Consider the following 21,468-nt stretch of genomic DNA (forward strand, 5'->3'; position numbering starts at 1 on the left):
TCTTCGCTCCTCGATTGGGGATGTCAGTTGAGCCCGAGCACGTCGAGCATGGAATAAAGGCCCGGCTTCTTGTCGCGGGCCCACAGCGCCGCTTTCACCGCGCCGCGCGCAAAGATGCTGCGGTCGGCCGCGCTGTGCGAGAGCGTCACCAGTTCGCCCTCGCCGGCAAGAATGACCGAGTGATCGCCGACGACGGAGCCGCCGCGGAGCGTGGCGAAGCCGATCGTCCCGGCTTCCCGTGGTCCGGTATGGCCGTCGCGCACCCGCACCGAATGGCCAGCAAGCGCGATGCCGCGGCCGCGAGCGGCCGCCTCGCCAAGCAACAGCGCAGTCCCGGATGGCGCGTCAACCTTGTGGCGATGGTGCATCTCGACGATCTCGATATCCCAGTCGGCCGGCCCGAGTGCACGGGCGGCCTTCTCGGCCAGCACCGCCAAGAGGTTGACCCCGAGGCTCATGTTGCCGGACTTGACGACCCGGGCGTGACGGGCGGCGGCGGCGATCTTCGCATCGTCGTCGGCGGAGCAGCCTGTCGTGCCGACCACGTGGACGATGCGTGCCTGTGCCGCCAGCCCGGCGAATTCGATGGTGGCGGCCGGTGCCGTGAAGTCGAGGACACCCTCGGCATCGACAAAAGCCTCCAGCGGCCGGTCCGTGATCGTTACGCCGATCGGGCCGAGCCCCGCCAGTTCGCCGGCGTCCTTGCCGACGAAGGCCGAGCCGGTGCGCTCTACCGCAGCATAGAGCGTCACCCCATCCATCGCATGGATCGTGCGGATCAGCGTCTGCCCCATGCGGCCGGCGGCGCCGACCACGACCAACTTCATGTCCTGGGCCGTCATTCGCCCGCCTTTCTATCTTCCTCCTGCAGGGAGCCGCTCGGCTGCTGCAGATTGTTCAGCCGAGCGTAGAGGCCGTCCGGACGGGCGGCAAGCGTATCGTGCGTGCCCTCCTCGACCACCGTGCCCTCCTGCATCACGACAATCCGGTCGGCATTGACGATCGTCGAGAGGCGATGCGCGATGACGACGACGGTGCGCCCGCTCATTGCATGTTCCAGCGCCTGCTGCACCGCCTGTTCCGATTCCGTGTCGAGCGCCGACGTCGCCTCGTCGAGCAGCAGGATCGGCGCGTTGCGCACCAGCGCGCGTGCGATCGACAGCCGCTGGCGCTGGCCGCCGGAAAGCGTCACGCCGTTCTCGCCGACCGGCGTGTCGTAGCCCTGCGGCTGCGACAGGATGAACTCATGCGCATAGGCGAGCCGTGCCGCTTCCTCCACTTCGGCATCGGTCGCCTCGGGCCGTCCATAGCGGATGTTGTCGCGGATCGTGCCTTCGAACAGATAGGGCTGCTGCGAGACATAGGCGATGTTGTTGCGCAACGATTGCTTGGTGACACCGGCAATGTCCTGCCCGTCGATGAGGATCTGCCCTTCGGCTGGATCGTAGAAGCGCGGAATGAGGCTGATGACGGTCGATTTGCCCGCACCCGACGGGCCGACGAGGGCGGTCGTCCTGCCGCCTTCCGCAACGAAGCTGACGTTCCGCAGGATGGCGTTGCCGGTAGCGTAGGCGAACGATACGCCTCTGAACTCGATCTCCGCCTTCGTCACGGCGAGGGTCGTCGCGCCCGGCCGGTCGCGCTGGTGCGGCTCGATGTCGAGGACTTCGTAGATCATCCGGGCATTGACGATGGCACGTTCGAGCGAAACCTGCAGCCTGGCGAGGCGGCGGGCCGGATCGTAGGCCATCAGCAGCGCCGCGATGAAGGCGAAGAATGCGCCGGGCAGAACGCCGCCGTAGATCGCCTGATAGGCCGAATAGCCGAGCACGGCCGCAATTGCCACGCCCGCAAAGGTCTCGGTCATCGGCGCGGTGCGCTCCGACAGCCGGGCGATGCGGTTCGAGCGCTTCTCCGCCTGGTCGATGATGCCTTCGACCTTCGCGCGCAACTGGTCCTCCATCGTGAAGGCCTTCACGATGGTGATGCCGTGGATCGTCTCCTGCATGGCGCCGAGCACATGGCTGTTGATGAGGACCGCTTCGCGCGTGGCCAATTTCAGCCGCTTTGATATGTAGCGCAGGCCGAGCAGCAACGGCGGCGCGACGAGGAACACGATCGCGGTCAGAAGCGCGTCCTTCGAGATCATCACGCCGATCAGCGCGATCAGCGTCAGCAGGTCGCGCGCAATCGACGTCACGGTCATGTTGAGGACGTCGCGGATGCCGTTGATGTTCTGGCTGAGCTGCGCCGCAAACCGGGCGGAGCGGGCCTCGCTGTAGAAGCCGACGCTGAGCGCCATCAGGTGGGAATAGAGGCGGCGCTGATAGCGCGCGACGATGTTGTTGCCGATCTTGGAAAGCGTCACCGCCTGCCCGTAGGTGGCGAAGCCGCGCAGCACGAAGGCGATAAGGATCGCCAGGCAGATCCAGGCGACGAGATCGGCGCGCCGGTTGGCGAAGGCCTCATTGATGACCGCTTCCATGATCCACGCGGTGAAAGCGGTCGAGGCTGCGACGACGACAAGGCAGAAGATCGCGAACAGGTAGCCGCGAATGTGGTCGCGCCCGTTTTCCGCCACGACGCGCTTCAGAACGCCGGTGATCGTTTCGGCACTGACGTGACGATCGGTTCGGCTGTTCTTGCTCAATGCACCATCTTTCCTGCAGCGGCATGACACCCGACATGCGGACGCCCGTTGCGGGGCTCTATAGAGCCTCACTCATTGTTTGGCGAGTCTGCGCTTGCGGCGACGCCGAAACCTATTTCTGCCAGCGTCGTCCCTCGGTCGCCACGCCGAACCGATCCGGCATGCGGGCAAACGCGGCAAGGCCCGCAAGGGCAGCCATCGGATGCGTGACGACGAAGGTCGGGATCGACCGCAGCAAGTCGCCGTGCGGGGCCTTGTCCTCGAAGGCGGCACGGAATTCGGGGCCACGCAGCGCCGGCAGGATCTTTTGCGGGATGCCGCCGGCCAGATAGACACCGCCCCTGGCGATGAAGATCATTGCCATGTCGCCGGCGATGCGGCCGAGATAGGTGGAAAAGAGCGAAAGCGTTTCAACGGCCGCCCGATCTGTGCCGGCGAGCGCCGCCGAGGTGACTGCGGCCGGCACCTCGATCGGGGCATCCCGCCCGTCCGCGGCATTGATCGCGCGATAGATGTTGACGATGCCGCGGCCGCTCAGGATCTCCTCGGCCGAGACGCGGCCGTCGATCGTCTCAAGGAACGGCCAGATCTGATAATCGCGGTCGGTGCGCGGTCCCATGTCAATATGGCCGCCCTCGCCGGGAACGGGAATCCAGGTGTGCTGCGCGTGGATCAGACCGGCGACCCCAAGCCCGGTGCCGGGGCCCAGGACTGCCCGCGAGGCCGCAAAAACCTCGTCTCCGCCGCCGATCTGCTCGCGGTCCTTGTCGGAGAGCGCGGCTATGGCCAGGGCCTGAGCCTCGAAGTCGTTGACGAGCAGCACGTCCTCGAAGCCGAGATTGGCGATCATGTCGCATGGGCGGACGATCCAGTCGCAGTTGGTCAGCGGCACCTCGTCTCCCTGGATCGGGCCGGCCAGCGCCAGGATCGCCGATCGCGGCTGGATCGACGTCTTATCGAGAATGCAGCGTTGCAACGCGTCGTCGATGGTCGCGAATTCCGCCGTCTGGACCACCGGGAACTCCTTCGGCGCGCCGAAGGCATCGACCAGGAGCGCGAAACGGGCGTTGGTGCCGCCGATGTCACCAATCAGGACCGGAAAGTGCAGGGCTGTTTCGCCGTCATTCGACCTGGCCATTGTCTTTCGCTTTCATGCCCGCCGTTTGTGTCGATCCCGTTGTCGAACGGCAAGCTTGCGCCACCATTGCGTCAGGCGCGCGCCAGCAGCCGTCGGCGGTAGCCTGGTTCAATGCCATGGCATGTCATAGACGCCCGCAAGACAAATCAGCGCCTGCCGTCTACGTCGGCATCGCCATCAGCGGCTGCCGAGCATATCAGCATGCCGATCTCTCACGTCGCGATCAAGCGAGGCTGCGCCGCTTACTGCAACGGCCGTGGCAGCGGAACCGGGATGACACCGGCCGGCCCGCCGGCCGCATTGACGATCGCGGCTGCGGCTGCATCTTCGCCCGAGCGCGCGGTAAAGGCGAGCGCATTTCCGCCTCCGCCATAGGTGGCTTCCATCTCCGATGCCGGCGAAGGACCTGAGAGGACCGCGGCGCAGGCTCTGGGCAGGTCGGAGAGCTGGGTCTGCCTCGGCTTTACCGGCGGCGTCTTCTCCTGCTTCGGCGTCGGCTTGGCCCAGGGCTCGTCAGTGAACCACCAGGCAAGCGACTTGTCACAACCGTCGCCGACGGGAACCGCAGCCTGGCCCTTGCAGTCGCTCGAACCGGGCGGACACTTGATGCGGATATGGAAATGGTAGTCGTGGCCGTAGATCGGCCGGACCTTGCCGAGATCGGCCCGATCGCCGGTCCACGTGTCGCAAAGTTTTTTCTTGATCGCCGGGTTGACGAAGATCCGTTCGACCTGGGGATAGCTGGCCGCGAGCATGATCAACTGCGCGTGCCGGTCGCTCCAGGCGTTGGGGTCGATCGTCAGGAACTTGTTCTTCTGCAACATCGACGTTGCCTGGATCGTCTCACGCTCCGCATAGGTCAGGGTGCGGTCGGGCATGGGCGTCAGCCAGATGTCGGCGTCGAGGCCGATCTGGTGCGACGAATGACCGTTCAGCATCGGGCCGCCGCGGGCCTGCGCGATGTCGCCGAGAAGCAGGCCATTCCAGCCGACCCTGGCGCGGGCATCCTGCGAAAAGCGCTCGAGAAGTGCGATCATGTCCGGGTGCCCCCAGCGCCGGTTGCGCGACAGCCGCATCGCCTGCCAGGTCGGACCGTCGGTCGGGATCGCCACGCCGCCGGCAAGGCAGCCTTTCGCGTAGAAGCCGTGGGCCTGGGCCGGCATCGCAGCCGGCAGCGCCCTGGCTGCGAACAGCTCCTTGGCGGGGCGCTCCTCGGCCTGGAGTGGAGCCGCCGCAAACGCGGCGAGCAGCGCGGCAGCGGCACCGAAACGGCAAAGGAGGGAATTGAGCGTGGCAAACATGTCGTCGTCCGAGATCGGGGGTAGCAATCGGTCCAAGTAGCACGAAGCGCTTTCGCGGGGATGGATATTCGGCCGCAGGGTGGTCGCAAAAAATCGCCGCTTTCATGGCGGCTTCTGTCAATTGCCCGGAATTCGTCTAATCTTTCCGGCAGGTGAGTTTCGAAAACAACAATAAGGGACTTGGCATGCGGTTCGGATGGCGTGGGACATTTGCGGGCGTGATCTTCGTGGCTGCGGGCGCAACGGTGTCGACCGGAGCGGCAACCGCGCAGGAGGTTCCGCAGCAGTGGCATCACGGGATCTCGACCGTCGGGGAGCTCAAGTACCAGCCCGGCTTTGCCCGTTTCGACTACGTCAATCCGCAGGCGCCGAAGGGCGGCACGCTCAGGCTGTCCAACGACGGGACGTTCGATTCGTTCAACCCGCTGCTGGCTAAGGGCGAGGCGGCGGTGGGCATCGAACGTGTCTTCGATACGCTGATGAAATCGTCGGAGGACGAGGTCACAACCTCCTACGGCCTTCTGGCCGAGGGCGTCTCCTATCCGGACGACATTTCCTCCGCCACGTTCCGGCTGCGCGCCGGGGCGAAATGGGCCGACGGCCAGCCCGTCACGCCCGAGGACGTCATCTTCTCCTTCGAGAAGGTGGTCGAGCACAACCCGCTCTACACGAACTACTACAAGCACGTCGTCTCGGCGGAGAAAACCGGCGAACGCGACGTGACCTTCCACTTCGACGAGAAGAACAATCGCGAGCTGCCGCAGATCCTCGGCCAGTTTTCGATCGTGCCGAAGCACTGGTGGGAGGGCAAGGACGCGAACGGCAACCAGCGCGACATCTCGAAGACGACGCTGGAGCCGGTGATGGGGTCTGGTCCCTACAGGATCGCCTCCTTTTCGCCGGGCTCGGCAATCCGCTACGAACTGCGTGACGACTATTGGGGCAAGGACCTCAACGTCAATGTTGGAGAGAACAACTTCGGCCGCATCGAGTATTCCTTCTACGGCGACCGCAATGTCGAGTTCGAGGCGTTCCGGGGCGGCAATGTCGATTACTGGTTCGAGAACCAGGCCAGCCGCTGGGCGACCGGCTACGACTTCCCCGCCGTCAAGGACGGCCGCGTCAAGCGCGAGGAGATCGAAAATCCTTATCGCGCCACCGGCATCATGCAGGCGATGGTGCCGAACATGCGCAAGGCAATCTTTCAGGACGAGCGGGTGCGCCAGGCCCTGAACTATGCCTTCGACTTCGAGGAACTGAACAAGACGGTCTTTTATGGCCAGTACAAGCGGGTCAACAGCTACTTCTTCGGCACCGAGCTCGCCTCGTCCGGCCTGCCAGAGGGCAAGGAGCTGGAGATCCTCAACGAGTTGAAGGACAAGGTTCCCCCCAGCGTCTTCACCGAGCCCTACGAGAATCCGGTCGGCGGCGATCCGGCGAAGGCGCGCGAAAACCTGCGCAAGGCGGTCGCGCTGCTGAAGGAAGGGGGATACGTGCTCAAGGGCAACCGGATGGTCAACGCGGAGACGGGCGAGCCGCTCTCCTTCGAGATCCTGCTCTCCAGTCCGACGCTCGAGCGTGTCGCGCTTCCCTATGCCAACAACCTGAAGCGCATCGGCATCGACGCGCGGGTTCGCACCGTCGATGCCTCGCAATACACCAATCGCCTGCGGTCCTTCGACTACGACATGACCTGGTCCGTCTGGGCCCAGACCCTTCATCCCGGCAACGAGCAGGGCGACTATTGGGGATCATCATCGGTCGGGCGCGAGGGGTCTCGGAACTATGCGGGCATTGCCGATCCCGCCATCGACGCGCTGATCGACCGCATCATCTTTGCCAAGGACCGGGAGGAGCTTGTGGCGGCGACGCGGGCGATGGATCGCGTGCTGCTGGCCCACCATTACGTGGTGCCGATGTACTACCGCATGGCGGCGCCGATCGCCTATTGGAACCGGATCACCCGTCCTCCCGAACTGCCGAAATACGGGCTCGCCTTCCCGGATGCCTGGTGGTCGACCGAGGTGAAACAGCAATGAGAGCTTGCCTTGGGGCGCCGCGGCGCTCCAAATTGCCGGAACACGAATCACCGCCATCGCGGCGCGACACATCGGGATCTGGCGGATTGACGGCTTACAGCGGGACAGACGACGGCAAGGCACCCGTGCCTGAGCGGAGGCCTGGCTGATGGGTGCCTATATCCTGCGTCGCCTGCTGCTGATGATCCCGACGATCGTCGGCATCATGGCGATCTCCTTCGTCGTCGTGCAGTTCGCGCCGGGCGGCCCGGTCGAGCAGGTGATCTCCGACCTGACCAGCCAGGGCGGCGGCGACCGGCTGTCGGGTTCGGGCGACATGCTGCAGGACTTTTCGCAGGACGCGTCTTCCGGTTATCGCGGCGCCCGCGGCCTTGATCCCGAATTCATCGCCAAGCTGGAGAAGCAGTTCGGCTTCGACAAGCCGCCGCTCGAGCGCTTCCTGACGATGATGGGCAACTACCTGCGCTTCGACTTCGGCGAGAGCTTCTTCCGCAACACCTCGGTCGTCGACCTCATCAAGCAGAAGATGCCGGTGTCGATCTCGCTCGGCATCTGGATCCTGATCCTGTCCTACGCGATCTCGATCCCGCTCGGCATCAAGAAGGCCGTCTCCGACGGCTCGACCTTCGACGTCTGGACCTCCGGCGTCATCGTCGTCGGCTATGCGGTGCCGAGCTTCCTGTTCGGAATCCTGTTGATCGTCGTCTTTGCCGGCGGCTCGTTCTTCGACTGGTTCCCCCTGCGCGGCATCGTCTCGGACGATTTCTGGCAGCTGCCGTGGTGGCAGAAGCCGCTCGACTACCTCTGGCACATGACGCTGCCGATCATCACGCTGCTGCTCTCGGCCTTCGCCACGACGACGCTTTTGACGAAGAACTCGTTCATCGACGAGATCAAGAAGCAGTATGTGGTGACGGCCCGCGCCAAGGGCCTGACCGATCGCCAGGTGCTCTACGGGCACGTCTTCCGCAACGCCATGCTGATCATCATCGCCGGCTTCCCCGGCGCCTTCATCTCGGCCTTCTTCACCGGCTCGCTGCTGATCGAATACATCTTCTCGCTCGACGGCCTCGGCCGCCTCGGCTACGACGCCGTCGTCCGGCGCGACTATCCGATCGTCTTTGCGACGCTCTACATCTTCTCGCTGATGGGCCTGTTCGTCAGCCTGATCTCCGACCTCATCTACACCTGGGTCGATCCGCGCATCGACTTCGAGCGGAGGGACGTCTGATGGCCGCCCTGCGCGAGGCGGACACGGCGCCGTTCGAGGCGCCGCCGAAAGGCTTCCTGTCGCCCACCAACCGGCGGCGCTGGGAGAACTTCAAGGCGAACCGCCGCGGCTTCTGGTCGCTCTGGATCTTCCTCGTTCTGTTCGGGCTCAGCCTCTGCGCCGAGTTCGTCGCCAACGACCGGCCGATCGTCGCCTCCTACAAGGGCGAGATCCTGTTTCCGGTGCTCGTGACCTATCCGGAAGAAAAGTTCGGCGGCTTCCTGGCGGAGACTGACTACAAGTCCGACTTCATCCGCGACGAGATCGAGGCGAACGGCTGGATGGTCTGGCCGCCGATCCGCTATTCCTACCGCAGCACCAACTCCAACATCCCCCATTCCGCGCCGACCAAGCCCTTCTGGCTGATGAGCAAGCAGGAGCGCTGCTCCGGCTATCCGATGGGCGCCGACGATCCGGGCTGCATCGTCGGCAACCTGAACTGGCTCGGCACCGACGACCAGGCGCGCGACGTGCTCGCCCGCGTCATCTACGGCTTCCGCATTTCGGTGCTGTTCGGGTTGGCGCTGACCATTGCGTCGGCGATCGTCGGCGTCTCGGCCGGCGCCGTGCAGGGCTATTTCGGCGGCTGGACCGACCTTCTGATGCAGCGCTTCATCGAGATCTGGTCGTCGATGCCGGTGCTCTACATCCTGCTGATCATCTCGGCGATCCTGCCGCCCGGCTTCTGGATCCTCCTGTCGATCATGCTGCTGTTCTCCTGGGTCGGCTTCGTCGGCGTCGTCCGCGCTGAGTTCCTGCGCGCCCGCAACTTCGAATACGTCAACGCCGCCCGGGCGCTCGGCGTCGGCAACGGCACGATCATGGTCCGGCACCTGTTGCCGAATGCGATGGTGGCGACGCTGACCTTCCTGCCCTTCATCCTGTCCGGCTCGATCACCACGCTGACCTCGCTCGACTTCCTCGGCTTCGGCATGCCGCCGGGCTCGCCGTCGCTCGGCGAACTGATCGCCCAGGGCAAGCAGAACCTGCAGGCGCCGTGGCTCGGGCTGACGGCCTTCGCCATCATGTCGCTGATGCTGTCGCTTCTGATCTTCGTCGGCGAGGCGACTCGCGACGCCTTCGACCCGCGAAAGACCTTCCGGTGAGCGCCGCCATGAGAGATCAAAAGCCCGATCCGATCCTGACCGTGGAAGACCTCTCGGTCGCCTTCCACCAGGGCGGCAAGACGTCGCTGGCCGTCGATCGGGTCTCCTTCGAGATCGGCCGCGGCGAGGTGGTGGCGCTCGTCGGCGAGTCGGGGTCGGGCAAGTCGGTGACGGCGAACTCGATCCTCAGGCTCTTGCCCTATCCGGCAGCGAGCCATCCCTCGGGCGCGGTGACCTTCAACGGTCGCGACCTGATGGCGGCGTCCGATGCGGAACTGCGCGCCGTGCGCGGCAACGACATCACCATGATCTTCCAGGAGCCGATGACCTCGCTCAATCCGCTCCATTCGATCGAACGCCAGATCGGTGAGATCCTCGAGCTGCACCAGAACATGAAGGGGGCGCCGGCGCGGGCACGCATCCTCGAGCTTCTCAACCAGGTCGGCATCCGTGAACCCGAAAAGCGCCTCTCCGCCTACCCGCACGAGCTCTCCGGCGGGCAGCGCCAGCGCGTGATGATCGCAATGGCGCTCGCCAACCGGCCGGAGTTGCTGATCGCCGACGAGCCGACCACCGCCCTCGACGTCACCGTGCAGGCACAGATCCTCGAGCTTCTGAAGGCGCTGAAGGACGAGCACGGCATGTCCATGCTCTTCATCACCCACGACCTCGGCATCGTTCGCAAGTTCGCCGACCGGGTCTGCGTGATGACCGGCGGCAAGATCGTCGAAAGCGGGCCGGTGGAGGCGATCTTCACCGCACCGCAGCACGAATACACCCGCCATCTGCTCGCCTCCGAGCCGCGGGGCAGGCCGCTGCCGCCGGACGACACCAAGCCGGTGATCATGGAGGCGGACGACGTCAAGGTCTGGTTCCCGATCAAGGCCGGGTTCATGCGCAAGGTGGTGGACCATGTGAAGGCGGTCGACGGCATCGACCTGAGCCTGAAGGCCGGTCACACCCTCGGCGTCGTCGGCGAATCCGGCTCCGGCAAGACCACGCTCGGCCTGGCGCTCACGCGGATGATCGCCTCGCAAGGGCGCATCGCCTTCGTCGGCAAGGATATCGCGAGGTATTCGTTCAAGGATATGCGGCCCTTGCGGAACCGCATGCAGATCGTCTTCCAGGACCCTTACGGCTCGCTGTCGCCGCGCATGTCGGTGGCCGACATCGTGGCGGAAGGCCTGGAAATACACGAGCCGTCGCTCACCGCCGGCGAGCGCGACCGCCGGGTCGCAGCCGCGCTCGAGGAGACCGGCCTCGATCCCGCCACCCGCTGGCGCTACCCGCACGAATTTTCCGGTGGCCAGCGCCAGCGCATCGCCATTGCGCGTGCCATGGTGCTCAAGCCCCGCTTCGTCATGCTGGACGAGCCGACCTCGGCACTCGACATGAGCGTGCAGGCGCAGGTGGTCGATCTGCTCCGCGACCTGCAGGCCAGGCACGATCTCGCCTATCTCTTCATCAGCCACGATCTGAAGGTCGTGCGCGCGCTCGCCAACGACATCATCGTCATGCGCGCCGGTAAGGTCGTCGAGAAGGGGCCGGCCGCGCGCATCATCGCGGCGCCCGAGATGCCCTACACCAGGGCGCTGATGGCCGCCGCCTTCGATCTGGCCGCCGTCACCTCCGAGGTCGTCCATCAGTAACCGTTTTCCAGCAGTACAGGTTTGAGCATGAAATCGAAAAGCCCCGTCATCATTGACCTGAAGTTCGATCGCGAACAGGTCGCCGCCGCCCTCAAGGGCGCCTTTGCCGATCGCGAGGTGATCGACCTCGCCCACCCGGCAAACAAGACCCGGGATCTTTCCGGCATTGATTATGCGGTGGTCTGGAAGCCTGCCGCCGACCTGTTTTCGCGCGCGAAAGACCTCAGGGCTGTGTTTTCCGGAGGTGCCGGCGTCGATCACGTGATGACCCTGCCGGGATTGCCGGAGGTGCCCGTCGTGCGCTTCGTCGACCAGACGCTGACGACCCGGATGAGCGAATGGGTGGTGCTGCAATGCCTGCTGCACCTTCGCCAGTTCAGGGCCTACGAGGCGCAGAACCGGAAGCGCATCTGGCGGGAGCTCGACCAGCCGGAGGCGCGCGAGGTGACGGTCGGCATCATGGGCCTCGGCGTGCTCGGCGCCGATGCGGCCAGCAAGCTGAAGATGCTCGGCTTCGACGTCGTCGGCTGGTCGCGGCGCAAGAAGGCGATCGACGGCATCGAGACCTTCGACGCCGCCGGCCTGGACGATTTCCTCGCCCGCACCGACATCCTCGTCGGCCTGCTGCCGCTAACGGCTGAGACCCGCGGCCTCTTCAATGCCGGCCTCTTTGCGAAGCTGCGGCGCAATGGCGCGCTCGGCGCCCCGGTCTTCGTCAACGCAGGCAGGGGCGGCAGCCAGGTCGAGGCGGACATTCTTGCGGCGCTCGATAGCGGCGTGCTCGGCGGAGCCTCGCTCGACGTGTTCGAAAAGGAACCACTGCCGCTGGAAAGCCGGCTGTGGACGCACGAAAAGGTGTTCATGACCCCGCACGCCGCTGCCGCGTCCGACGTCAGGGCGCTGTTTGCCCATGTCGGCCGGCAGATCGAGCGGCTTGAGAACGGTCAGGCGCTGGAAAACGTCGTCGACCGCCAAGCGGGTTACTGAAGCATCCTGCGAAAGAGCGGCTCCGACAAACGTGCGAGGAACCAAAGTTCCGACGCATCGCAACCGGGTCTGAAGAATCGCGCAATGCTCCAGTGCGCGCCTGCAATATTTCGGATGCCGGCCTGAGCCGGTATCCGGCAAGCGCCCGCTCTGCGGCGCAAAAGTCAGGGCCGCCGATAGCCGGTCGGTTGCTGGTACAGCCAGCCGATGCGCGTGATGGCCTCCTCCAGGCCTTCGTGCGCGACGCTCATCGTGTGGCCGTTGGCGTGCAGGATGGTCTTCTCGTCCTGCATGATCGCCACATGGCCCTTCCAGAACACCAGGTCGCCGCGCACGAGTTCGTCGCGGCCGATCGGCGTGCCCAGCCCGGCGGCCTGCATGTCGGAATCGCGCGGTGCCCGGCGCCCGACCATCATCATCGCAAGCTGGACGAGGCCGGAGCAGTCGATCCCGAAGCCGCTGCGGCCACCCCAGAGGTAGGGCGTTTCCAGAAACCGCTCGGCGATCGCGACGTAGTCGTCGCCGATCGGATGGTCGACCGGCGCGCAATGGCCCGCGACGACAGACTGGCCGCTCTCCAGCGTGAGGTAACGCGTGCCACGGGTTTCGCTCTCGCCAAAGACAGTTAGCCGGCTACCAAGGGAGAGCGCAAAGGCCGCGGGTGTCCGAAGGTCGGCGCCGGTGTAGGCGAAAGTCCGTGGCGTGGCGATGACGTGGGTCGGCGCGGGGGCGCGCTCGGAGAGAGCCGTTTCCGGCAGATAGCCGACGTAGCCGTCGAAATCCGCCTTGACCCAGGCCCAGCCGCCGGCTCGGTCGAGCACCCGCACGGTCTCGCCGTACAGGAGTTCGGTGTCGATCCCGGCCGCCGCATCGGGGCGTGGCCTCAGCCCGATCACCGGCAAGGTGACCCGCGCCGGCGTCCCCATCGTGTAGCGAGGCGCGTCGACCGTGCCGCGCAGCGCCTCCTCTGCGAGGTCTGCACGATAGGCGTTCAGGCGGCGGTCAGGCGGAGCGTTCATGGCCTTCTCATGATGTCAGCGCCCGGCCCCGACCGATGATCAGGTCGCCGAGCTTTTCCAGATAGAGCGCGCCGTCGACGGTGCGCTTGACGAGGACGTTGCGCCGGTCGCGCTCATCGCGGCTGCGGTCGACCAATCCTTGCTCACCCATCGTGTCGAGCGCGCGCGTGATCACGGGCTTGGTCACCCCGAGCCGCTCGGCCAGTCCCCGCACCGTGTGCGGCGGCGGCACGAGATAGACTTCGAGCAGGATCGCCAGCTGGCGCAGGCTCAGATCCCGGCCGTCGTGGCGCACTTGTTCCAGCGAAACGGCATGCCAGAGGCCGAGCGCCTGCGAGGCCGTAAGTTCCACTGGCAAGTCAGCCTCCGCAAGGACAGGACGATGTCGTTACGCTAGCGTATCGTTGCACGCTTTGAAAGTCCGCAATGCATTTGGCCGCGTTCGCCGGTACGCCTGTCGGCGATGCTGTTAGCCGGCTGTCGATTTCAGGCTGTGGTAAAGGGCCCGGATCGCCTGTGCCTCGCCGCCGATCGGCGCATGCGGACGCTCGGCCGGCGTCCAGCCGTAGATGTCGAAATGCACCCAGCTCTTCGTTCGCGTCACGAAGCGCTTGAGGAACAGGGCAGCGGTGATCGAGCCGGCCATGCCGCCGGCTGGCGCATTGGTGAGGTCGGCGATGCGGGCCGAGACGTCCTTGTCGTAACCCATGTAGAGCGGCATGCGCCATATCGGATCGTCGACGGAGAGGCTCGCGTCGACCAGGTCATGCGCCAGGTCCTCGTCGTCGGTGAAGAACGGCGGAAGGTCGGGCCCGAGCGCGACCCGGGCCGCGCCCGTCAGCGTCGCCATGTCGACCAGCAGGTCGCAGTCCTCCTCGTCGGCATAGGCGAGCGCATCGGCCAGGATGAGGCGGCCCTCGGCGTCGGTATTGTCGATCTGCACCGTCAGCCCCTTGCGGCTGCGATAGATGTCGCCCGGCCGGAAGGCGTTCGAGGAGATGGAGTTCTCGACCGCCGGCACCAGCACGCGCAAATCGACCTTCAGCTTGGCGTCCATGATCATCAGCGCCAGGCCCATGACGTTCGCAGCACCGCCCATGTCCTTCTTCATCAGCAGCATCGAGGCGGATGGCTTGATGTCGAGGCCGCCGGTATCAAAGCATACCCCCTTGCCGACCAGCGTCACCTTGCGATGCCCTTTCTTGCCCCAGCGCATCTCCAGCAGGCGCGGTGCTTCGGCGGCGGCGCGGCCGACAGTGTGGATCAACGGGAAATTCTCCTTCAGGAGGTCGTCGCCCTGGATGACCGAGACCTTCGCCTTGTAATGCTCGCCGAGCGCGCGGAAGGCTTCCTCCAGTGCCTGCGGTCCCATGTCGTTCGTCGGCGTGTTGATCAGGTCGCGGACCAGGAAGACGCCGGCGAGCTGGCGCTTGACGTCGGCGGCATCGGCGTCCGTCGGAATCAGCAGGGTCGGCGCGTCGTTCGTTGCCGCCCGGTAGCGGTCGAAGCGGTAGCTTCCCATGCCGTAACCGAGCGACAGCCGGTTGGCCGTCAGCGGCGCCGTCTCGATGTGCCACTGGCCGGCCGGCAGGGCACGGGCGAGCTTTCCGGTCAGGAACGGCGCTTCGGAGGGCGACTTGCCGAGGCCGAACAGGGCTCCCCCGAGATGCCCGTCCGCGGTCGGAATCAGCAGCAGCGCGCCCGCTTCCGCCTTGAAGCCCGCCTTCCTGGCCCAGTCGAGCGCCACCGGGTCGATCGTGCCGGTCTCGATATGCGCCGGCGTGATCGCGAAGATCGGCAGGGTCTTTCCGGCACGGGTGGTGAACGGGGAGGGGCGATCGATGAACTGGTAGGGAGCCATGGCAGAGCCTTTGCGGTCGGTCCGGGATTCGGCGGATTAACGGTCTGTTAGGGTTAACAGAATATTTCTGGCGTGAGGATTGCGGCGTGATTCCGTCACACTCGCCGCAACGGTGCTCTGGGGAACATTTTCATGCTCTGCTCCACCCATGCAGGAACGTCTGGCCGCAAGCTGCTTTCAATGGTCACGGCCACGCTTTTGGCCGTGACACTCGCCGGCTGCGCCGGCGGCGGTCGTGACAATCTGCAAACGGGATCCATTCCGATGCAGTCGAAGCCGGTTTCGGAAATGAACGCCAGCGAACTGAGCCGGGCGGCGGAAAGGATCGGAAAGGCCTACGAGAAGAACCCCAAGGATCGCCGAGCCGGATTGGAATACGCCAATCTTCTGCGCATGACAGGCCGCAACGAGCAGTCGCTCGCCGTCATGCAGCAGGTCGCGATCTTCCACCCGACCGATCGCGAGGTGCTCGCCGCCTACGGGAAGTCGCAGGCCGCAGCCGGCCAGCTGCAGCAGGCGCTCGCCACCATCCAGCGGGCGCAGACGCCGGACCGCCCTGACTGGCGGTTGCGATCGGCCGAGGGCGCGATCCTGGACCAGCTCGGCCGCTCCGCCGAGGCGCGGGTGCGCTACCGCGAGGCTCTTGACCTGCAGCCGAACGAACCCTCCGTGCTGTCCAACCTCGGCATGTCCTATGTACTCACCCGCGATCTCCGCACGGCGGAGACCTACCTGCGATCGGCCGCGCAGCAGCCCGGCGCGGAGTCCAGCGTCCGGCAGAACCTCGCCCTGACGGTCGGCCTGCAGGGCCGTTTCGAGGAGGCCGAACAGATCGCACGGCAGGAGCTGAGCGCCGAACAGGCCGAGGCCAACGTCGCCTATCTGCGCGGCATGCTTTCGCAGCAAAACGCCTGGAAGCAGCTGGCAGATCAGGACAGGCCGACCTCCGCCACCAATTGAACGGTCGGGCCCACTATCCTAAAATCGCACAACCGCATATGATGACAGCCTCCACGAGCGAGGGGGTGTTCGATGCGCCGTATTCTGTTGCGAGCGAGTGCCCTGGCCGGCGCCGCCCTGCTGTCCATCGGACTGTACCTCGGCTACCTGAAGCTCTCCGGGAATTTCCACGAGGTCATCGCCGGCGAGTTTTATCGCTCCGGCCAGCCCACTGCAGCGCAGCTCGCCGATTACGCAAATCGCTATGGCATCAAGACGGTGATCAACCTGCGCGGTACCAGCGACGACGATTGGTACAGCCAGGAGATCGCAGAGTCCAAGCGCCTCGGAATCCGGCACGTGGATTTTAGGATGTCGGCCCGGAATCAGCTTTCGCCAGAACGAAGCAAAGCGCTGATCGCGATCATGCGCAACGCGCAAAAGCCCATACTCGTTCATTGCCAGGCAGGCTCGGACCGCTCCGGCCTGGCCTCGGTCATGTATCTGCAGCAGATCGCCAAGGCGGACGAGCAGACTGCCGAACGGCAGCTGTCTCTGATCTATGGCCACATCGGCCTGCCGTTCCTCGGTCCCTATGCGATGGACGAGACCTGGGAAAATCTGGAGAAGCTTTTCGGGCTTTCGAACTGACCGATCAGAAATTGTCGGCGACCTGGATGCCGGCGGGGCCCAGAATCACGGCGATCAACACAGGCAGGAAGAACACGATCATCGGCACCGTCAGCTTCGGCGGCAGGGCGGCGGCCTTCTTCTCGGCTTCGTTCATGCGCGTGTCGCGGCTCTCCTGTGCCAGTACGCGCAGCGCCTGGGCGATCGGCGTGCCGTAGCGCTCGGCCTGGATCAGCGCCTGCATCACCGCCTTGACGGTGTCGAGGCCGGTGCGCGTGCCGAGATTTTCATAGGCGACCCGCCGGTCCTGCAGGAAGGAGAGCTCCGCCGTCGTCAGCACCAGCTCCTCGGCAAGTTCGGGCGATGCCATGGCGATCTCGTCGGCCACCCGCCGCAGCGCCACCTCCATCGAGATACCGGATTCGACGCAGATCAGCAGCAGGTCGAGCGCATCCGGCCAGGCCCGGCGGATCGACAGCTGGCGCTTGGAAACCCGGTTGGAGATGTAGATGTTCGGCGCATAGAAGCCGAGATAGGCGATCCCGACGGCTGCCAGGATGCGGATCGACAGCGGCTTTTCGCCAAGATAGCCGAGGTAGAAAATGTAGAAGGCGCCGACGGCGAAGAAGGCGAACGGCAGCACGAAACGGGCGAACAGGAAGATGTTAAGCGCGTTCTGCGACCGGTAACCTGCCTGGCGCAGGCGGTTGACGGTGCCGGCGTCGACGAGTGCCTCGCGCAGGTTCAACCGTTCAACGATCTGGCGAACCGAGGTGTTGTGCTGCGCCCGCAGCGAACCCTTCCCCGTCCCTTCGGCGCTCAGCCGGGCGCGTTCGCGGGCCCGGATCTGGTCGCGCTCCAGCGCCACCGATTTCATTCGCTTGCCGAGGTCGCTGCCCTCGAAATACGGCGCAGCAAGCGTGTAGAAGGTCGCGAGCACCGCGACGGCGACGAACACCGGCAGCAGGAGGTCCGGATCTGTCAGCATCCTGGCAAAGTCCAACATCATGCCGCTCCTTCAGATATCGAAGTTGATCATGTTGCGCATCATCAGAATGCCCATGGACATCCACACGGCCGAGCAGCCGAGGATCAGATGTCCACGCGGATCGGTGAAGAGGATCATGATGTAGTCCGGCGAGGTCAGATAGACGAGCAGCATGACGATGAACGGCAAGGCGCCGATGATCGCCGCCGACGCCTTGGCCTCCATCGACATCGCACTGATCTTGGCGCGCATCTTGCGCCGTTCGCGCAGCACCCGCGACAGGTTGCTGAGCGCTTCGGAAAGATTGCCGCCCGCCTGGCTCTGGATCGCGATCACGATCGAGAAGAAGTTCACCTCCTGCAACGGGATGGAGGTGAACATGCGTGCGCAGGCGTCAGGCACGCTCAGACCCATCTGCTGCGATTCGATGACGCGCCGAAACTCCGACTTCACCGGCTCCTGGCCCTCCGCCGCGATAAGACGCAGCGCGTCGGTGAGCGGCAGGCCCGACTTGATCGACCGCACCATCACGTCGAGCGAGTTGGGGAACTCCTCGAGGAACGAGTTCATGCGGCGCTTGACCAGAAAATTGAGGACCCAGCGCGGAATCCCAAAACCAGCGATGACGAAGATTCCGGCCGCAAGAAACAGCGGCGCGCCGGCGACGAAGGCCGCGATCATCAGGAAGAAGCCGAAGGCGATGCCGATCGCCACAAACTTCGCAGGCGACAATGGCAGACCTGCCTGTGACAGCTTCGCCTTCAGGCTCGGAGAAGTCTTCTTGTGATGTTCCTGCTGCTTCTTCTCCAGATCCTTGAGCGAATCCTGCAAGGACTTCCGCCGCTTCGACATCTCCTGCATGCGGTCGCGCGCCGCCTTGACCTTGGTCTGGTCGGTCTCGGCGGCCTTCACCCGCTTGACGCGACTTTCCGCCTTCTTCTCGGTTTCGATGCTCGAAAACAGCAGGGCATATCCGAGCGTGCCGGCGGCCAGTGCCGCCAGGCCTATGATCGCGACGATGGTGATATCCAGTCCGAACATCCGCGCCCCGCTATTGCGGCTTTTCCATCATGTCGAGCGTCGCCGCCAGACGCTTGTCCTCGTTGAAGTAGCGCGCCCGGTCCCAGAAATGCGGCTTGCCGATGCCGGTGCCGGAATGGCGGCCGATGATCCTGCCATTGGCGTCCTCGCCTTCGATCTCGAAGCGCATCAGATCCTGGGTGACGATGACGTCGCCCTCCATGCCGACCACCTCGGTGATGTGGGTGATGCGGCGCGAGCCGTCGCGCAGGCGCGAGGCCTGGATGATGACGTCGACCGACCCGGCGATGATCTCGCGCACCGTCTTGGCGGGCAGCGTGTAGCCGCCCATCGCGATCATCGATTCCATGCGGCTCAGGCACTCGCGCGGCGAGTTGGCGTGGATCGTGCCCATCGAGCCGTCGTGGCCGGTGTTCATGGCCTGCAGCAGGTCGAAGACCTCCGGTCCGCGCACTTCGCCGACGATGATCCGCTCCGGCCGCATGCGCAGGCAGTTCTTGATCAGATCGCGCATGGTGATTTCGCCCTCGCCCTCGATGTTGGGCGGGCGAGTTTCAAGGCGCACGACGTGCGGCTGCTGCAGCTGCAGTTCGGCCGAGTCCTCGCAGGTGATGACCCGCTCGTCGGCGTCGATGTAGCGGGTCATGCAGTTGAGCAGGGTGGTCTTGCCCGAGCCGGTGCCGCCCGAGATGACGAGGTTGCAGCGCACGCGCCCAATGATCTGCAGCAGCGTCGCGCCCTCCGGCGTGATCGAACCGAACTTGACGAGCTGGTCGAGCGTCAGCTTGTCCTTCTTGAACTTGCGGATGGTGAGCGCGGTACCGTCGATGGCGAGGGGCGGGGCGATCACGTTGACGCGCGAGCCATCCGGAAGGCGCGCGTCGCAGATCGGGCTTGATTCGTCGACGCGGCGGCCCACCTGGCTGACGATGCGCTGGCAGATCGAAAGCAACTGGGCGTTGTCGCGGAACCGGATCTCGGACTCCTGGACCTTGCCGGCGACCTCGATGTAGGTCTTGCCGGCGCCGTTGACCATGATGTCGGCGATGTCGTCGCGGGCCAGCAACGGCTCCAGCGGACCATAACCGAGGACGTCGTTGCAAATGTCGTCGAGCAGTTCCTCCTGCTCGGAGATCGACATCGCGAAGTTCTTGATGGTGATGATGTCGTTGACGATGTCGCGGATTTCCTCGCGCGCGCTCTCGGTATCGAGCTTGGCGAGCTGCGACAGGTCGATCGTGTCGATCAGCGCCGAAAAGACCTGTGACTTGGTGTCGTAATAGTCCTCGGTGCGCGGCGAACGCTTGCGGGCGATCGGCGAAGGCGGCGGTGCCGACGGCGCCACTGCTACGGCGATGCTTTCCCGCACCGGCGCAGCCGCGTCCGTTACCGCGCGCTCGACGGGAACGGTCGCAGGCATGGCCTGCGGCACCGGGCTGTGCCCGCCACTCTTTCCGAAGCCTTCGTTTCCGCGTCTACCAAACATGCCATTTCATCCAGTTGTCTGCCGGGGCCTGGGTGGCCTCACTTTCGGCCGAGCATGCCCAGCATCTTGCCGAGGCCGCCCTTCTTCGGTTTCTTGACGGTCGCCCGTCCCGTGACCACGTGCGCGATCTGCGCGAAGGTCTCCGCCGCGGGCGATTTCTTGTCGACCTCGGCGATCATCCGTCCGCTGTTGGCAGCCGTTCCGAACAGCTGCGCATCAAACGGGATGATCGCGATCGGCTGGATCTCCAGGGGCTCGCAGAAGTCGCTGGGCGCGATCTCCGGCCGCTTCGGCATGCCGACCTGGTTGAGGATCAGGTGGGGCGGACGGTCGTTCGGGCGGAGCTTCTTCAGCGCGTCGAACATGTTCTTCGTGTTGCGCAGGTTGGCGAGATCGGGAACGGCGGTCACGACCACCTCGTCGACCTCGCCGAGCAGCGCGCGGGTCCACTCCGACCAGGCGTGCGGCACGTCGAGAACATTGACGGGGGCGCTGCGCTGCAGGACCTCCAGCATCGGCTGGAAGGATCCGCGCTCGAGATCGTAGCCGCGGTCGAGCGTCGAGGGCGCCGCCAGCAAGGACAGGTGTTCGGAGCATTTCGCCAGCAGCCGGTCGAGGAACACCTCGTCCAGCCGCTCGGGCGTATAGACGGCCTCGGCCATGCCCTGCGCCGGATCCTGGTCGAAGTCGATATTGGCCGTGCCGAATGGAAGGTCCAGGTCGGCGAGCACCACTTCGGTCGAAAACAGATTGGAGATGTCCCAGGCGCAGTTGTGGGCGATGGTCGACGAGCCGACCCCGCCCTTGGCGCCGATGAAAGCTATGGTGCGGCCGAGCGGCTCGGAGTCGGGATCGACGAAGATGGCGGCAATGGTGTTGAGGATCTCGGCCATGCTCACCGGCGCCACCAGGTATTCCGAGATGCCGTTGCGGATCAGCTCGCGATAGAGCGCGATGTCGTTGTGGTGGCCGATGATCACGACCTTGGTGCTCGGGTCGCAAACCTCGGCAAGCGGCGCCAGCTCGCCCAGCAGTGCGGCGGGATGGCTCGAGGTTTCCAGGACGATGAGGTTGGGCGTCGGCGCCGAGGCGAACATGTTGGCTGCCGCCTGGATACTGCCGTTGTTGATGCGCAGGCTGACCTTGGCCATGCGGCGATCGCCCGCGCAACGCTCCATCGTCTGCTGCATCTCCTCGCTCTCGCAGAACGCGTGGATCGAGATGCGCGGCAGCGGGCGCACGTGGTCGAGCTCGCCGGAGCGGCCGCCTTCGTCGGGGTAGGCGTCGAATGAAAGCCGCGCCTCAATGCCGTATTCGATGCTCGTCATCTCTCAAGCCCTATCCTCGTCGCCAGAACGATCGTG

Annotated in this window: 18 protein-coding genes; 7 read left to right on the plus strand and 11 right to left on the minus strand. The window is 65.1% G+C overall.

All coding sequences use genetic code 11. The features are described 5' to 3' along the window. Nucleotides 1-23: 23 nt before the first annotated feature. From dapB to mepA, 4 genes are all read right to left on the minus strand, one after another. Nucleotides 24-842: a 4-hydroxy-tetrahydrodipicolinate reductase gene (gene dapB, locus C7449_RS04290; protein WP_108001561.1), complete on the minus strand. Its 819-nt coding sequence runs from the start codon at nt 840-842 to the stop codon at nt 24-26. After that, nucleotides 839-2,650, minus strand: coding sequence for an ABC transporter ATP-binding protein (locus C7449_RS04295; protein WP_108001562.1), 1,812 nt, complete (start codon nt 2,648-2,650; stop codon nt 839-841). The genes dapB and C7449_RS04295 overlap by 4 nt, the downstream gene beginning before the upstream one ends. A 112-nt stretch (nt 2,651-2,762) precedes the next feature. After that, complete coding sequence (locus tag C7449_RS04300; protein WP_108001563.1) at nt 2,763-3,788, minus strand: glucokinase; 1,026 nt, start codon at nt 3,786-3,788, stop codon at nt 2,763-2,765. A gap of 242 nt (nt 3,789-4,030) precedes the next feature. Next, nucleotides 4,031-5,089, minus strand: a complete 1,059-nt coding sequence (mepA, locus tag C7449_RS04305; RefSeq protein WP_108001564.1) for a penicillin-insensitive murein endopeptidase — start codon at nt 5,087-5,089, stop codon at nt 4,031-4,033. Between the two features lie 185 nt (nt 5,090-5,274). On the opposite strand from mepA, the gene C7449_RS04310 reads away from it, so the two are divergent. From C7449_RS04310 to C7449_RS04330, 5 genes are all read left to right on the plus strand, one after another. Next, nucleotides 5,275-7,128, plus strand: a complete 1,854-nt coding sequence (locus C7449_RS04310; protein WP_108001565.1) for an extracellular solute-binding protein — start codon at nt 5,275-5,277, stop codon at nt 7,126-7,128. 148 nt (nt 7,129-7,276) lie between these two features. After that, the gene (locus C7449_RS04315; protein ID WP_108001566.1) at nt 7,277-8,359 is read left to right on the plus strand and encodes a microcin C ABC transporter permease YejB; all 1,083 of its coding nucleotides are present in this window, start codon (nt 7,277-7,279) and stop codon (nt 8,357-8,359) included. Beyond that, a complete protein-coding gene (locus tag C7449_RS04320; RefSeq protein ID WP_108001567.1) occupies nt 8,359-9,504 on the plus strand; it encodes an ABC transporter permease in 1,146 nt (381 codons plus the stop codon). The genes C7449_RS04315 and C7449_RS04320 overlap by 1 nt, the downstream gene beginning before the upstream one ends. Before the next feature lie 8 nt (nt 9,505-9,512). Further along, complete coding sequence (locus tag C7449_RS04325) at nt 9,513-11,153, plus strand: ABC transporter ATP-binding protein (protein ID WP_108001568.1); 1,641 nt, start codon at nt 9,513-9,515, stop codon at nt 11,151-11,153. A 27-nt stretch (nt 11,154-11,180) separates the two neighbouring features. After that, nucleotides 11,181-12,140 carry a 2-hydroxyacid dehydrogenase gene (locus C7449_RS04330; RefSeq protein WP_108002048.1) on the plus strand — a complete coding sequence of 320 codons (960 nt, stop codon included), beginning with the start codon at nt 11,181-11,183 and terminating at the stop codon, nt 12,138-12,140. A 164-nt stretch (nt 12,141-12,304) separates the two neighbouring features. Here C7449_RS04330 and C7449_RS04335 read toward each other — a convergent pair whose 3' ends face one another. The 3 genes from C7449_RS04335 to C7449_RS04345 all read right to left on the minus strand — a co-directional run bounded on the left by C7449_RS04335 (nt 12,305) and on the right by C7449_RS04345 (nt 15,020). After that, nucleotides 12,305-13,159, minus strand: a complete 855-nt coding sequence (locus C7449_RS04335) for a C40 family peptidase (protein ID WP_108001569.1) — start codon at nt 13,157-13,159, stop codon at nt 12,305-12,307. Between the two features lie 7 nt (nt 13,160-13,166). Beyond that, a complete protein-coding gene (locus C7449_RS04340; RefSeq protein WP_108001570.1) occupies nt 13,167-13,517 on the minus strand; it encodes a MarR family transcriptional regulator in 351 nt (116 codons plus the stop codon). A 111-nt stretch (nt 13,518-13,628) separates the two neighbouring features. Further along, nucleotides 13,629-15,020 (minus strand): leucyl aminopeptidase family protein, encoded by a 1,392-nt coding sequence (locus C7449_RS04345; RefSeq protein WP_108001571.1) that lies wholly within the window; start codon nt 15,018-15,020, stop codon nt 13,629-13,631. 180 nt (nt 15,021-15,200) lie between these two features. On the opposite strand from C7449_RS04345, the gene C7449_RS04350 reads away from it, so the two are divergent. Both C7449_RS04350 and C7449_RS04355 read left to right on the plus strand, forming a co-directional pair. Next, complete coding sequence (locus C7449_RS04350; RefSeq protein WP_108002049.1) at nt 15,201-15,980, plus strand: tetratricopeptide repeat protein; 780 nt, start codon at nt 15,201-15,203, stop codon at nt 15,978-15,980. Nucleotides 15,981-16,052: 72 nt separating this feature from the next. Beyond that, entirely contained in the window at nt 16,053-16,610 is a 558-nt protein-coding gene (locus C7449_RS04355; protein ID WP_108001572.1) for a fused DSP-PTPase phosphatase/NAD kinase-like protein, read from the plus strand. Nucleotides 16,611-16,614: 4 nt separating this feature from the next. Here the strand turns inward: C7449_RS04355 and C7449_RS04360 are convergent, their stop codons facing one another. The 4 genes from C7449_RS04360 to C7449_RS04375 are packed head-to-tail and all read right to left on the minus strand — an operon-like array spanning nt 16,615 to nt 21,432. Further along, complete coding sequence (locus tag C7449_RS04360) at nt 16,615-17,598, minus strand: type II secretion system F family protein (RefSeq protein WP_374828145.1); 984 nt, start codon at nt 17,596-17,598, stop codon at nt 16,615-16,617. Between the two features lie 9 nt (nt 17,599-17,607). After that, the gene (locus C7449_RS04365; RefSeq protein WP_108001573.1) at nt 17,608-18,618 is read right to left on the minus strand and encodes a type II secretion system F family protein; all 1,011 of its coding nucleotides are present in this window, start codon (nt 18,616-18,618) and stop codon (nt 17,608-17,610) included. 10 nt (nt 18,619-18,628) lie between these two features. Continuing rightward, on the minus strand, nt 18,629-20,104 hold the full coding sequence (locus C7449_RS04370; protein ID WP_108001574.1) for a CpaF family protein: 1,476 nt from the start codon (nt 20,102-20,104) through the stop codon (nt 18,629-18,631). 38 nt (nt 20,105-20,142) lie between these two features. Next, nucleotides 20,143-21,432: an AAA family ATPase gene (locus C7449_RS04375; protein WP_108001575.1), complete on the minus strand. Its 1,290-nt coding sequence runs from the start codon at nt 21,430-21,432 to the stop codon at nt 20,143-20,145. Nucleotides 21,433-21,468 lie beyond the last annotated feature (36 nt).

Origin of the sequence: Mycoplana dimorpha (assembly GCF_003046475.1) — a bacterium.
Taxonomy (GTDB): Bacteria; Pseudomonadota; Alphaproteobacteria; order Rhizobiales; family Rhizobiaceae; genus Mycoplana; species Mycoplana dimorpha.